This window comes from Streptomyces sp. NPDC007872, from assembly GCF_042868165.1.
Lineage (GTDB): Bacteria > Actinomycetota > Actinomycetes > Streptomycetales > Streptomycetaceae > Streptomyces.
In genome coordinates, this window is record NZ_JBIAEA010000004.1 from 468785 (window position 1) to 482766 (window position 13982).

Here is a 13982-nt window from a genome sequence, read left to right on the forward strand (position 1 = left end):
CTCCCGGGGCGGCAGGGACGTTTCCATTCTAGGTTCGGGGAGTGCGGGGCGCCCTGGCACGATGGAGCCCATGGAGCGGGGGATCGGCGTCGACAACGAGGCGGGCGTCGTCGTCATCGGCGACGGCAACACGGTCGGATTCGGCACGGGGGCGGGGACGGGGACGGCGGTCCGCTCGGCGTACCGGGAACAGGTCCGCCGGATCGCCCCGCCGGAACTCGTCGGCCGCGAGGAGGAGTTGGCGGAACTGGCGGAGTTCTGCCGCACGGGGACCGGGTACCGGTGGTGGCGGGCGGACGCGTGGGCGGGCAAGACGGCGCTGATGGCGTGGCTCGCGCTCGACCCGCCCCCGGGCGTGCGGATCGTCCCCTTCTTCGTCACGGCCCGGCTCGGCGCGCAGAACGACGTGGTCGCGTACGTGGACGTGGTCCTGGAGCAGCTCGCGGAGCTGGCGGGCGAGGGCCTCCCGGCCCTGCTCACCGCCGCCACCCGCGAGGCCCACCTCCTGCGCCTGTACGCCTCCGCCGCCGGGGCCTGCGCGGCGCGCGGCGAGCGCCTGGTCCTCCTCGTGGACGGCCTGGACGAGGACCGGGGGGTGACGACGGGCCCGGACGCCCACTCGATCGCGGCCCTCCTCCCGTACGGCACGCTCGACCTGCCGGTCGTCGTCTCCGGCCGCCTCAATCCGCCCCTCCCGGCGGACGTCCCCGAGGACCACCCGCTCGGGGACCCGTCGATCGTCCGCCTCCTGTCCTCCTCCCCGAAGGCCCGCGCGATCCGCGCGGAGGCGGAACGGGAGCTGAAGCACTTCCTGACGGGCGGCGGCCTCCCGTACGAGCTCCTGGGCCTGCTCACGGCGGCGGGCGGCGGCCTGACGGCGGACGACCTGGCGGAACTGACGGGCGAGGTCCCGTACCGGGTGAGGGACGTCCTGCGGACGGGACCGGGACGGACGTTCGCGCTGCGGGGCGAGGCGTATCTGCTGGCGCACGAGGAACTGGTGGTCCAGGCAAGGGAGATGCTGGGCGCGCGGGAGCTGGGTCGGTGGCGGGCGGAGCTGTGCGACTGGGCGGGGGAATGGCGCGCCCGGGGGTGGCCGGACGGCACTCCCGGCTACCTGCTGCACGGCTGGTTCCCGATGCTGCGGGCGGCCGGTGACCTGGACGCGATGGCCGAGTGCGCCCTCGATGCCGTACGGCACGACCGGTTGCTCGCGGCGACGGGCGGCGACGGGGCGGCGCTCGAGGAGATCACGGCGGCGGGCGAGGAACTGCTGGAGAGGGGCGACCGCCCCGGCCTGATCGTGACGCTGCTGAAGCTCGCCCTGCGCCGGGCCGCGCTGCGGGACCGCAACGGGCAGGTGCCGGCCGGGCTGCCCGTGGCCTGGGCCGAGCTGGGGGAGGTGGACCGGGCGCTGGCGCTGGCACGAGGGCTCGAACCGGGTAACAGGGCCCGGGCGCTGTGCGACGTCGCCCTGTTCCTGTACGAGCGTGGCGGCGGGGGGCGGGCCTTCACCCTGCTCGACGAGGCCGGCGGAGCGGCCCGCACGGCGGCGCGGTCCGATGGCGAGCCGTTCCACGCGCCGCTGGCTCTCGGGAAGGCTTGGCTCGCGGTGGGAGCGGCGGACCGCGCGGAAGAGTTCGCGGGAGGCTCGGGGCCTCTTCCCCTGCTCGACCTCGTGGCGTTCTGGTGCCGTGCGGGCGATGTCCCGCGTGCGCTGAACGTACTGAGTGCCGAGCGGGACCAGGAGACGAGGGCGAAGGGGCGCGCGGTCGTCTGCGCGGCCCTCGCCGGGGTCGGACGGAAGAGCGAGGCGCTCACCCTGGCCCGGTCCGAGACCGGGGTGGGACGGGCGCTCTGCCTGGTGAGGGTCGCCGCCGCGTCACACGGGGGCGAGGCGGACGCGCTGATCGGCGAAGGAATGGACGGGGTCGAGCGCGAAGGGGTGCGCTTCGGCGACGGACTCGTCGCCGAGCTGATCGAGGCCCTTGTCGCGGTCGGAGCCGTCGAACAGGCCGAGGCCCTGGCCGTCGAGCGCGACAGGGCTTCGGGCGACCACGGCATGCAACTCGCCCTGTGCCGTGGGCTGCTGGCGAAGGGCGAGTTCGACCGGGTCGAGGAGCTGGCCGACCGCAGCGGCTACGGCTTCAGGGACCAGGCTCTCATCGCACTGGTCGAAGCCCTGGCACGGGACGGCGCCGTCGAGCGGGCCGAGCGCGTACTGGCCGGGCTGACCGGCCCGCACAGCCGCCCGCCCGCGGTCCGCCCCGTGGTCGGTGCCCTGGTCCGCGCGGGGCGCGTCGAGGACGCCGAGGCGCTGGTGTCGGGCGAGACCGATCCGCTCGATCCGCTCGGTCTCGACATGCGGCTCCACCTCGTACGGGCCCTGACCGGTGCCGGGCACCACGAACGGGCCGCCGCGCTCCTCGGGCGCGTCGAGGCGGCGAGCCGTGTGCCCCGGCCCGAGGAGACCGCCGCCGTCCTGACCTCCCTCGCCGAGGACCTGGCCCTGTCGGGACACCACGAACGGGCGAGCGCCCTCACCAGAGGCCTGAGGGCGTACATGGAGCCGGAACCGCTTTCACTTCTGTTGCCGGCTGGCGTCCTCTACCGGCCGGTGGTCGACCACGACGATGTCCGGCGGGGGATGCGCGAAGTGCTCGCCCGCGAGCGGACACAACCGTGGACGGGCACGTCCGAGCCCGCGCGTGGGCCGGCGGAAACGGCCGCGTCGCCCGGTGGGGCGGCCGTGCACGCGGAACACCGGTGGGAGGACCCCTCCGTGGCCCGCGTGGCGGAGGCGATCATTGCCGCCGGCCTGCCCGACAGCGCCGTCGACCTCGCGTGCTCCCGTGGCGTCGCCGCCGGATACGACACCTGGCGGAACGCCTTCGCCGGGATGTTGCACCGAGCCGGTGGAAGGGTCCGCGCCAAGGACTTCGTCGACGGGCTCGCGGGGGTCGGTCTCGCCCGCGCCCGGTACTTCGTCCGCTTCGCCTTCACCCACTCCGACCCCGTCTGGGCCCGCGAGCTCACCGCCCTCGCCCTCTACACCGGGCCCTGGCACGAGGCGCTGCCTGCCGTCCTGCGGTACGAGCCCGACACCCTGCCCCTGGTCCTGGCCGAGGCCGACCGTCTGCGCCGAGCGCTGGAGGTCTGAGCGGACGCCCGGCGGCTAGGCCGACCGCGTCAGGTCCGCCGCCCGCACCTCCTCCACGAACGCCTCCCCCCGCACGTACCGCTCCACCTCCCCCACCGCCTGGTCCGCCATCCGGTGCAGTTCGTTGCCGAGCGAGCCCGCCACGTGCGGGGTGAGGAGGACGTTCGGGAGGGTCCACAGGGGGGAGTCCGGCGGGGGGAGTTCCGGGTCCGTGACGTCGAGGATCGCGTGGAGGCGGCCCCTCTGGAGGTGGGGGAGGAGGGCGGACTCGTCCACCAGGGAGCCCCGGGACGTGTTGATCAGGGTCGTTCCGTCCGGCATCGCCGCCAGTTGCGCCGCGCCGATCATGTGGTGGGTGGAGGGGAGTTGGGGCGCGTGGACCGAGACGACCGTGCTGCGGGCGCAGAGTTCGTCCAGGGACACCGCCTCCACGCCCGGGACCTCGGTGTACGGGTCGTACAACAGGACCTCGAAGTCGAAGGGGGTCAGGAGGTCGATGACCCTCCGGCCGATGCGGGAGGCGCCGACGATGCCGATCGTGCGGCGGTGGTTGCCCCAGGCCGTGGACTCCTCCAGCCAGGCGTGGCCGGTGCGGAGTCCGGCGTACCGCCGGGCCGAGCGCAGGACGCCCTTCCCGGCGAAGAGGATCGCGGCGAGCGTGTACTCGGCGACCGGCAGCGCGTTGGCGGCGGCGGCCGACGTGACCCGCAGGCCCCGCTCCCAGCAGGCGTCCGTGACGTGGTGCTTGACCGAGCCGGCCGCGTGGACGACGGCCCGCAGCCGGGGCGCCCGGTCCAGGACCTCGGCGGTGAGCGGGGTCGCGCCCCAGCAGGTGAGGAGCACCTCGGCCTCGGCCAGGGCGGCGGCCGTCCGGGCGTCCGGGGCCGTCAGGTCGTGGGCGACCAGGTGCGGATCGGTGCGGGTCAGGGCCGCGAGGCGGGTGCGGTGGGCCTCGGTGAGCAGGCGGTCGGCGATCCCCGGGCCCATCGCGAGGAGGAGGGAGGGGCGGTTGTCAGTGGTGGGGTGCATCGTGGGTGACGGCCTTCCTCACTTGACGCTGCCGGCCGTCAGACCGGCCTTCCAGTGGCGCTGGAGGGAGACGAAGGCGATGACGAGGGGGACGACGGCGAGCAGGGAGCCGGTGACGACGAGGGGGTAGTAGTCGGGTTCGGCGTGGGCGTTGCTGTTCCACGCGTACAGGCCGAGGCTCAGCGGGTACAGCTTCTGGTCGGACAGCATCACCAGGGGGAGGAAGAAGTTGTTCCAGACGGCGGTGAACTGGAAGAGGAAGACGGTCACGAAGCCGGGCATGACCATGCGCAGGCCGATCGACCAGAAGACGCGCAGCTCGCCCGCCCCGTCGATGCGGGCGGCCTCCAGGGCCTCGTCGGGGACGTAGCCGGCGCAGAAGACCCGGGAGAGGTAGACGCCGAAGGGGTTGACGAGGACGGGGACCAGGACGGCCCAGTAGGTGTTGACGAGGCCGATCTCGCTGGCCAGGAGGTACATCGGCAGGGCGAGCGCGGTGGTGGGGACGAGCACGCCGAGCAGGACGAGGCCGAAGAGCTTCTCCTTGCCCCGGAAGTCGTAGACGTGGAAGGCGTATCCGGCGGCGACGCTGACGAGCGAGCAGGCGAGCGCGCCGAGCCCGGCGTAGAGGAGGCTGTTCAGGTACCAGTGGAAGTAGATGCCGTCGTTGTGGGCGGCGAGCCGGGAGAGGTTGCCGCCGAGGTCGAAGCCCTCGAAGGAGAGCGCGTTCCCGGCGAGCAGGCCGCCGGCGTCCTTGGTGGCGGCGGTCAGCAGCCAGACCAGCGGGAAGAGCATGTAGACGGTGGCGAGGACGAGGACGCCGTTGACGGCCGTTCGTGAGAGCCATCTGCTGGTGGGGCGGGATCTCCCCGTGCGGGTGGCGCTCGTACGGGTGGCGTTCGTACGGGCGGGACTCGTACGGACGGCACTCGTGCGGGTGGCGCTCATGCGGTGCGCTCCTTCCGCGCCGCCCGGCGGCCGGTCAGGCGCGTCACCGCGAAGGAGAGCAGCGCGGCCGTCAGGGCGAGGAGCACGGAGGCCGCCGCGGCGAGCCCGTAGTCGTTGCGGTCGAAGGCCGCGGTGTAGGCGTACATGTTCGGCGTCCAGGTGGAGGTGACGGCGGAGCCGGTGCCCTTGCTGAGGATGAGCGGCTCGGTGAAGAGCTGGAGCGAGCCGATGACCGTGAAGAGCCCGACCATCGCGAGCGAGGCCCTGACGAGCGGGACCTTGATGGAGAAGGCGATCCGCCAGGCCCCCGCCCCGTCGACGGTGGCCGCTTCGAGGACGGAGCGGTCGATGGCCTGGAGGGCCGCGTAGAAGATCACCATGTTGTAGCCGAGCCACTCCCACAGGGCGATGTTCACGACGGAGGGCAGGGCGCCCCCGGGGGAGAAGAAGTCGAAGCCGACCCCTCCCGCCTCCATGGCCTTCACGACCGGGCTGAGCTGGGGCGTGTAGAGGTAGACCCAGATCAGGGCGGCGATGATGCCGGGGACGGCGTGCGGCAGGAAGAGCGCGAGCTGGAAGAGGCGGCGGGCGCGGGCGAGCGCCGAGTCGAGCAGCAGGGCGAGGCCGAGGGCCCCGGCGAGCAGCAGCGGGATGTAGAGCAGGCAGTAGCCGAGCAGGACGCCGAAGCCCTCGCGGAAGGCCCGGTCACCCAGCGCCGCCGTGTAGTTGTCGAGGCCGGTGAAGACGGTCTCGGTGCCGCCGAAGCCCAGTCCGGACTGCTTCTCGGTGAAGAGGCTGAGCCAGACCGCGTAGCCGATCGGCACCACCATCACCGCGGTGAACAGCAGGAAGAAGGGGGTCAGCAGGATCGTGGCGGCGCGGGTGCGGGCCTTCACGCGGATCAGCCCTCGACCTTCAGGCCGCGCTTGGTGAGTTCGGCGACGGTGGCGTCGTGGCCGGCCTGCACGGCGTCGGCGAGCGTCGGACCGCCCGCGGCGACCGCGCCGAACCGGTCCTTGATGGTGGTGTTGGTGGTGCCGGTGGTGGGGCCCCAGGCCCAGTTCGGGTCGATGGAGGCGCCGGCGGTCTCGAAGAGGGCGTAGATGTCCTGGCCGCCGTAGTAGCCGGCGTCGAAGGCCTTCTTGGCGACCGGGCGCAGGGCCGCGGCGGCGGGGAAGGCGGAGGAGGTGCCGGAGGCGATGCGGGCCTTCACGCCCTCCTCGGTGGTGGACATCCACTCGGCGAAGGCGACGGCCGCGGCCTTCTTCTCGCTGTCCTTGGTCACGGCGAAGGAGGTGCCGCCGAGCATGCCGCTGGCGGGCTTGCCGTCCCAGCTCGGGACCGGGGCGACGGCCCACTTGCCGCTCTGCTCGGGCAGGGTGCCCTTGAGGACGCCCGCGCCCCAGGAGGCGCCGAGGTAGCCGAGGGTGGTGCCGTTCTTGAGGGAGCCGACCCACTCGGGGGAGAACGAGGCGTTCTTGTGGACGAGCCCGGCGTCGAGGAGCCCCTGCCAGTAGGCGGTGACCTTGGTGGTGGCCGGGTCGGTGGTGTTCACCTTCCAGGTGTCGTCCTCGGCCTTGAACCACTGGGCGCCGGCCTGCCAGGCCATGGCCTCGAAGGTGGTCGGGTCGTCCGGGAAGAAGGTGGCGATGCGGGCCTTGGCGTCGGCCTTCTTCACCTGCTCGGCGGCCTTCTTGAAGTCGTCCCAGGTGGCGGGCACCTGCACCTTGTACTTCTCGAAGAGGTCCTTGCGGTAGAAGAAGGCCTGCGGGGAGGCGTCGAAGGGGACGGCCCAGGTCCTGCCGCCGAGGGTGGTGAGCTCGACGCTCTGCGGGAGCAGCTCGGCGCGGTCGGCCTCGGTGAACTCGCCGCCGATGTCCTGGAGGGCGCCGGAGCTCACGAACTCGGGGAGCGAGGAGTACTCGATGGAGACGAGGTCGGGGGCGTTGCCCGCCTTCACGGCGTTGGAGATCTTGGCGTAGCCGCCGGCGGTGCCGGAGGGGATCTCCTCGAACGTCACCTTGACGTCGGTGTGGGAGGCGTTGAAGGCGTCCACGACGTCCTTGGTGCCCTTGGCCCAGCCCCAGAAGGTGATGGTCACCGGGCCGTTCGGCTTGTTCGCGGTGTCGTCACCGCCGCCGCCGCAGGCCGTGAGGACGGCGAGGGCGGTGGCGGTGCCGGCTATGACGCGGGTCGTTCTGCTCCGGAAGGGGGTCACGGCACGGCTCCTGGGGGCGGGGCGGCTGGGAGGTTGTGGCCGTGATCCTGTGACCGTTCATGACCGAAGTCAAGAGCGAAAGATTGATTGATCGAAAAAAGAACAGATCGATCAGCACGGACCCTTACGGGCGGGAGGCCGGGGCTCCGCACGAGGACCGCACCCGCAGCCACGGCAGCAGGCTCAGATGGCGCCGCGCCTGCGCCTCCGTCTCCGCCCCGCCGGAGCCGTTCCCGGTTCCTTCGGTGAGCCGCTCCACGAGCAGCTCCGTGGCGTGCCGCCCCACCTGCCGCTTGGGCGGGGCGACCGCCGTCAGCGGGGTGTCGGCGAGCGCGGCGACCTCGTCGTCGTACGCGATCAGGGCCAGGTCCCGCGGCACCCCGACCCCCAGCTCGGCCAGGCGGCGCGCGATCTCGATGGCGTCCACGTCGTTGTGGACCAGGGCCGCGCTCGCCAGGCCGGAGCCGACGGCGTCGTGCAGCGCCCGCACCGCCCGCTCGAACCCCTCCGGGTCCGCCTCCGCCGGTACGGAGTCGACGACCGGCCGCGGCTCCGCCAGGCCCAGCGTGCCGAGCGCCTCGGCGTACCCGGCGCGCACCGCGAGCGCGGTCGGGGAGTCCCGGCGGGCGACGAGCAGCGGCGTCGCGTGGCCCAGGGAGAGCAGGTGGCGCAGGGCGAGCAGGACGCCGTGGGCGTGGTCGGAGGCGACCCGGTCCAGGCCGTCGAGCGGGCTGCCGGGCTCGGCGCGCCGCTCCAGGAGCACGGCCGGCACGGGCAGTTCGGCCAGCCAGTCCCCGTACGCGAGCCGGTCCTCGGGGCCCCGCCAGCCGGGCGCGACCAGGACGCCCTCGGCGCCCGCCGCGAGCAGTCCCTCGGTGCGGGCCCGATCCTCCTCCGGGCGGTAGTCCGAGACGCGCAGCACGAGCCGGGCCCCGGCGCGGGCCGCCGCCTCGTGCGCACCCCGGATGACCTCGGCGAAGTAGTACGTGGCGGAGGGCACGAGCAGGCCGAGGACCAGGCCCTCGCCGGGCCGCCCGGCCCCCGGCGCGCCCTGCCGCTCCGGCCAGGACACCTGGCCGTGCACCCGGTCGAGCAGGCCCCGGCCGGCCAGGACCTCGACGTCCCGGCGGGCGGTGACGGGGGAGACGCCGAGCCGTTCGGCCAGCTCGGAGACGCGGGCGGTGCCGCGCTCGCGCACCAGGGCCAGCAGTCGGTCGTGTCGTTCGGCAGCACTCTCGCGCACGGCGCGGTTCCCCCTCGCGGTGGTGGTGGTTCCCCGAGTCTAGTTCAGAATGATCGAACGGAGGGAGTTTCGATCATTCGATCCCGAACCCTTGACGTTCGATCGGAGCCTGTCCAGGATGTCCGGCGACACGGACGTCACCGGACGTCACCGGACGTCATCGGGCGTCATCGCGCGTCATCGGACGTGGAGCCGCCACGGGCCCTCCGGGCGCCGCCGGAACCGCCCCAGGGAGTACTTCATGCCCACGCCCCCCGAAGACCGCGCGCTCAGCCCCTACACCGGCTGGACCCGGGCCCACTGGGAGGCCGCGGCCGACCGGCTCCTGCTCGGCGTGCGGCCCTTCGCCTCGCCCCGGCACGGCCTGATCGGCCTCCCCGGGCCCCGCCCCAGTTGGTCGGGGCCCCGCTCCGACGGCCTGGAGGGCTGGGCCCGCACCTTCCTCCTCGCCGCCCTCCGCGTCGCGGGCGACCGCGGCGCGGACCCCCACGGCCACCTCGACCGGTACGCCGCGGGCCTCGCCGCCGGGACGGAGGAGCCGGGCCGGGACGACGCCGAGTCCTGGCCCCTCATGGCCGGCACCCGCCAGGCGGTCGTCGAGTCGGCCTCGGTCGCCCTCGGCCTGCGCCTCACCCGCCCCTGGCTCTGGGACCGGCTCGACGACCGCGTCCGCGAGCGGGTCGCGCAGTGGCTGCTGCCCGCGCTCGGCCCGTCCCCCGTCGACAACAACTGGTGGCTCTTCGGCCTCACCGTCGCCGGCTTCCTCCGCGACGCCGGGATCGAGACCGACCGCGCCGCCGCCACGATCGACCGCTCCCTCGCCCGCGTCGAGGACTGGTACCTCGGCGACGGCTGGTACAGCGACGGCGACAACCGCGCCTTCGACCACTACAACGCCTGGGCCCTGCACTTCTACCCCGTGCTCCACGCGCACCTGTCCGGCGACCGCGCCCTCCTCGACCGGTACGGCCCCCGGCTGCGCGCCCACCTCGACGACCACGTCCACCTCTTCGACACGAACGGCGCCCCCGTCCCGTACGGGCGCTCCCTGATCTACCGCTTCGCCGCGGCCGCCGCCCCCTGGCTCGGCGTCCTCACCGGCCACACCCCGCTCGCCCCCGGCGCCACCCGCCGCCTCGCCTCCGGAAGCCTGCGGTACTTCCTCGACCGGGGCGCCGCCGACGGGCGCGGGCTCCTCACCCTCGGCTGGCACGGCCCGTACCCGCCGCTCGTCCAGGAGTACTCGGGTCCGGGCTCCCCCTACTGGGCGTCCAAGGGCTTCCTCGGCCTCCTCCTGCCCGCCGACCATCCGGCCTGGACCGACCCCGAGGAACCCCTGCCCGCCGAACGCGCCGACACCGTCCGCGCCGTCGCCCCCGCCGGGCTGCTCGTTCAGACCACCGCCGCCGACGGGCTCGTACGCCTCCACAACCACGGCAGCAACCACGTGCACAGCCGCGCGGGCGGCGCGGACGACCCCGGCTACGCCCGCCAGGCCTACTCCACCCGTACGGGACCCACCACCGGGACCGCCCCGGCCGACAACCACTTCGCGCTGCTCGACGCCGCGGGCCGGGCCACCACCCGGGGGCCCGCGGTGCCCGCCGGCACCGGCCCCGGCTGGGCCGCCTCCCTGCACGTCCCGCGCCCCGGCGTCCGGATCCTCTCCGCGACCCTCGCCCACGGCGACGCCGAACTCCGCGCCCACCTCGTCCTCGGCGCTCCGGAGGGGACACCCGTACGGCAGACCGGCTGGGCCACCACGCCCGACGGGCCGCTCGCCCGGCTCCACCCGGTCCACGGCCATCCGCCGCGGGACCCGGCCACCGCGCTTCCCGCGGGGGAGACCCTTCAGGGGCCGGACGGCCGCGTCCTCGCCCTGTACGGCACCACGCGCGGCCCGGCCGCCCTCTTTGCCGCCCTCGTCTCGCTCACCGCCGCACCCGACCCGGCCCCCGTCACCGACCTCGCGCGCGTACGGGTCGACGGCCACGCCCTCCACGTGACCTGGCGGGACGGCACCACCGCGCACCTGGACCTCGACGCCCTGCTGTGAACGGGCCGCCCGGACGGCTCACTCCGGGCCGTACTTGCGCCCCGCCCTGGAGGAGACCCCGCCGAGCAGACCGCGCGGCGCCAGCTTCACCACGCCCATCAGGGCCTTGTAACGGGGGTCGGGGATCGACAGGGTCTTCCCCCGGTCCAGGTCGGACAGCGCCGCCGCCACCAGCTTGTCCGCGTCGAGCCACATCCAGCCCGGGATGTTGTCCGTCCCCATCCCGGCCCGCTCGTGGAACTCGGTCCGCACGAACCCGGGGCAGAGCGCCATCAGGCGCACCCCGCTGCCCGCCAGGTCCCGCGCCGCGCCCTGGGTGAACTGCACGACCCACGCCTTCGAGGCGCCGTACGTGCCCCGGGGCAGGAAGGCGGCCACCGAGGCGACGTTCACCACCCCGCCCCGGCGCCGCCCCCTCATCGAGGCGGCGGCGGCCGAGGTCAGCCGCAGCACGGCCTCGCAGTGCACCGTGAGCATCTTCAGCTCGTCGGCCATGGAGACTTCCAGGAACCGGCCCCTGTTGCCGAAGCCGGCGTTGTTCACCAGCAGGTCCACCGGCCGCCTCGGGTCCGAGAGCCGCGCCTCGACGGCGGCGATCCCCTCCTCCCCGGAGAGGTCCGCCGCGAGCACCTCGGCCTCCACCCCGTGCCGGTCGTGCAGCTCGGTCGCCTGCTCGCGGAGCCGCGTCACGTCCCGGGCCACGAGCACGACGTCGTGGCCGTCGGCCGCCAGTCTCCGGGCGAAGGCGGCCCCGATGCCCGCGGTGGCCCCCGTAATCAGTGCAGTCGTCATACGGGCACGTTAACGCCCCGTCCGGAGCCGGGGACCGGCCCTATGCCCCGGCGCACTCCTCGACGTGCCCGTCCGCGTGCTCCTCCGCGTCCTCCGCGTCCTCCAGGTGTCCCTCCGCGTACTTCTCCGTGTACTGGCGGGCGAGGTCGAGCAGGCCCGACTCCATCCACGCGGCGGCGGCCAGCGTGCCGGGCAGCAGGGACCGCTCGACGGTCGCGGCCCGGTGGAGCAGCGCGACGGTGACCTCGTGGTCGGGCCGGTGTACGACGGCGATCGGGTCGCCCGCCCGCACCTCGCCCGGCACGATCACCCGCAGCAGCGCGCCCGGCCCCGCCTCCGACCGCGTGAACCGCTTGACCCAGCCCTTCTCGCCGAGGAAGCCCGCGAACGTACGGCACGGGATGCGGCCGCCGGTCACCTCCAGGACCACCTCGTCGCCGATCCGCCAGCGCTCCCCGATCAGGGCGTTGTTGACGTCGAGGCCCCGGGTGGTGAGGTTCTCGCCGAAGGAGCCGTTGGCGAGCTCGCGGCCGAGATCCCGCTCCCACAGGTCCATGTCCTCACGGGCGAAGGCGTACGCGGCCCGGTCGGCGCCGCCGTGGAAGCGCAGGTCGCAGACGTCGTCCCCGGCGAGTCCGCTCCTCCCGACGCCGAGCGGCCCCGGCGCCTCGATCCGCACGGCCCCCTCGACGGGGCGCTTGTCGATGGCCGTACGTCCGACGGGGGCGTCGGTGTAGTCCACGGCCCTGGCACGGCCCACATTCACACTCAGCAAGGTCATGCGGGCACTTTACGGGCGCCCCTCTCAAAGCCGTCGAGCGATATTCGAACCCTCTCCCAAGACTCGCTTATGCTGGAGCACATGATCGAGGCACGCCACCTCCGCGTCCTGCGCGCCGTCGCCGCCACCGGCTCCTTCTCGGCCGCCGCGCGCGAGCTCGGCTGCACCCAGCCCGCCGTCAGCCAGCAGATGAAGGCGCTCGAAGCCTCCGTCGGCACGCCGCTGCTGATCCGCACGGGCCGCGAGATGCGCCTCACCCAGGCGGGCGAGGTCCTGGTGCGCCACGCCTCCGGCATCCTCGCCGGGCTCACCGCCGCCGAGGAGGAGGTCGCCGCCATCGCCGGGCTGCGCGCGGGCCGGGTCCGCCTGGTCTCCTTCCCGAGCGGCAGCTCCACCCTCGTCCCCACCGCCCTGGCTGCCCTGCGGGCCGCGCACCCCGGCACCCGGGTCTCCCTCGTCGAGGCCGAGCCGCCCCGCTCGATCGAGATGCTCCGCGAGGGGGACTGCGACATCGCCCTCGCCTTCCGGTACGGGGCGGGGCGGGCCGAGTGGGACGACCTCGTCGTCCGGCCGCTGCTCGCCGACCGGCTCGTGGGCCTGGTCCCCGAGGGGCACCGGCTCGCCGGATCCGGCCCGGTCGGCATCGGGGAGCTGGCGGAGGAGTCCTGGATCGCGGGCTGCCCGCGCTGCCGCCGCCAGCTCGTGGACGTCTGCGAGGAGGCGGGCTTCACGCCCCGCATCGACTTCGCCACCGACGACTACCCGGCCGTGGTGGGCCTGGTGGGGGCGGGCCTGGGCGTGGCCGTCCTGCCGGCCCTCGCCATCGAGTCCGTACGGCCCAGGGGGGCGCGGACCGTGGCCGTGGAGCCCGCCGTGGAGCGGGAGATCGTGGCCCTGACCCTGCCGGACCTCGCACAGGTCCCGGCGGTCGCCGCCACGCTGGACGAGCTGACACGCGCCGCCACGCGCGCGTAGGCACCTGTGCGGTGCCCTCACGCGCGTGGGCGCGGTGGGCGTTGCCGTTCTCGGTTCTCGGTCTTCGTCTCTCGGTTCTCGCCCGTTCCCCGACTACTCGAAGAAACGTTCCTTCACATGGACGCCGGCGCGGTCGTCGGTGCCGTGGTGGGGGCCGTCGTGATCAGACGGTTGCGGGCGCGTCCCATGAGCTCTTCGCGTTCGTCCTCGGTGAGGCCGCCCCAGACGCCGTAGGGCTCCCGCACGGCGAGTGCGTGTGCCGCGCACTCCGCGCGCACCGGGCACCGCATGCAGACCTCTTTCGCCGAGTTCTCACGCGCACTCCGTGCCGCGCCGCGTTCTCCCTCGGGGTGGAAGAACAGGGAGCTGTCGACTCCGCGGCAGGCCGCGAGCAGTTGCCAGTCCCACAGATCGGCGTTGGGTCCGGGAAGGCGGGAGAAATCTGCCATTGCGCTTGTCCCCTTGAAACCGTGTCGAACGGATAGGTGGGCGGGTGGATGGCTGACGGCCGGGGCTCCTTCCGGTCCCCGACAGCTCGGGTCGTTACACCTACTGTCTAAGTAGATGTAAATATGACTCATTGCGAATCTAGCCACAGACACCGCGAAAAGGGAAGAAATCCCGCTAAATGGGGCATACCTTTTGATCTCGGGGCGGAACGGCCGCGTCGCTCTCCTCCGCGCACGGCCCCTCACGTAGAGTGCCGAAGCCTGCCGTCCGACCCGTAACTCTTTCGAGTGACCGTCGTTGAGAGTGCGGAGCGGTTGGAGGAACAAGCGA

11 protein-coding genes are annotated in these 13982 nt (G+C 73.7%); 3 read left to right on the forward strand and 8 right to left on the reverse strand.

All coding sequences use genetic code 11. The annotated features are described in order from the left end of the window. The first annotated feature begins 70 nt into the window (after nt 1-70). The gene (locus ACFYNX_RS16760; RefSeq protein ID WP_388662100.1) at nt 71-3160 is read left to right on the forward strand and encodes a hypothetical protein; all 3090 of its coding nucleotides are present in this window, start codon (nt 71-73) and stop codon (nt 3158-3160) included. 15 nt (nt 3161-3175) lie between these two features. Here the strand turns inward: ACFYNX_RS16760 and ACFYNX_RS16765 are convergent, their stop codons facing one another. From ACFYNX_RS16765 to ACFYNX_RS16785, 5 genes are all read right to left on the reverse strand, one after another. After that, on the reverse strand, nt 3176-4189 hold the full coding sequence (locus ACFYNX_RS16765) for a hydroxyacid dehydrogenase (RefSeq protein WP_388662101.1): 1014 nt from the start codon (nt 4187-4189) through the stop codon (nt 3176-3178). Between the two features lie 18 nt (nt 4190-4207). Further along, nucleotides 4208-5137 (reverse strand): carbohydrate ABC transporter permease, encoded by a 930-nt coding sequence (locus tag ACFYNX_RS16770; RefSeq protein ID WP_388662103.1) that lies wholly within the window; start codon nt 5135-5137, stop codon nt 4208-4210. Then, on the reverse strand, nt 5134-6033 hold the full coding sequence (locus ACFYNX_RS16775; protein ID WP_365542512.1) for a sugar ABC transporter permease: 900 nt from the start codon (nt 6031-6033) through the stop codon (nt 5134-5136). Before ACFYNX_RS16775 ends, ACFYNX_RS16770 begins: the two co-directional genes overlap by 4 nt. A 5-nt stretch (nt 6034-6038) precedes the next feature. Continuing rightward, a complete protein-coding gene (locus tag ACFYNX_RS16780; RefSeq protein WP_388662106.1) occupies nt 6039-7355 on the reverse strand; it encodes an ABC transporter substrate-binding protein in 1317 nt (438 codons plus the stop codon). Between the two features lie 124 nt (nt 7356-7479). Further along, nucleotides 7480-8598 (reverse strand): substrate-binding domain-containing protein, encoded by a 1119-nt coding sequence (locus ACFYNX_RS16785; RefSeq protein ID WP_388662108.1) that lies wholly within the window; start codon nt 8596-8598, stop codon nt 7480-7482. 241 nt (nt 8599-8839) lie between these two features. On the opposite strand from ACFYNX_RS16785, the gene ACFYNX_RS16790 reads away from it, so the two are divergent. After that, the gene (locus ACFYNX_RS16790; RefSeq protein ID WP_388662110.1) at nt 8840-10654 is read left to right on the forward strand and encodes a DUF2264 domain-containing protein; all 1815 of its coding nucleotides are present in this window, start codon (nt 8840-8842) and stop codon (nt 10652-10654) included. An 18-nt stretch (nt 10655-10672) separates the two neighbouring features. Here the strand turns inward: ACFYNX_RS16790 and ACFYNX_RS16795 are convergent, their stop codons facing one another. Then, nucleotides 10673-11446, reverse strand: coding sequence for an SDR family NAD(P)-dependent oxidoreductase (locus ACFYNX_RS16795; RefSeq protein ID WP_388662112.1), 774 nt, complete (start codon nt 11444-11446; stop codon nt 10673-10675). A 40-nt stretch (nt 11447-11486) separates the two neighbouring features. Further along, on the reverse strand, nt 11487-12227 hold the full coding sequence (locus ACFYNX_RS16800) for an MOSC domain-containing protein (RefSeq protein WP_388662114.1): 741 nt from the start codon (nt 12225-12227) through the stop codon (nt 11487-11489). Between the two features lie 81 nt (nt 12228-12308). Here ACFYNX_RS16800 and ACFYNX_RS16805 point away from each other — a divergent pair, with 81 nt between their 5' ends. Further along, the gene (locus ACFYNX_RS16805) at nt 12309-13202 is read left to right on the forward strand and encodes a LysR family transcriptional regulator (RefSeq protein ID WP_388662116.1); all 894 of its coding nucleotides are present in this window, start codon (nt 12309-12311) and stop codon (nt 13200-13202) included. A gap of 113 nt (nt 13203-13315) precedes the next feature. Here ACFYNX_RS16805 and ACFYNX_RS16810 read toward each other — a convergent pair whose 3' ends face one another. Further along, complete coding sequence (locus ACFYNX_RS16810) at nt 13316-13651, reverse strand: WhiB family transcriptional regulator (RefSeq protein WP_125659938.1); 336 nt, start codon at nt 13649-13651, stop codon at nt 13316-13318. Between the last annotated feature and the right edge of the window lie 331 nt (nt 13652-13982).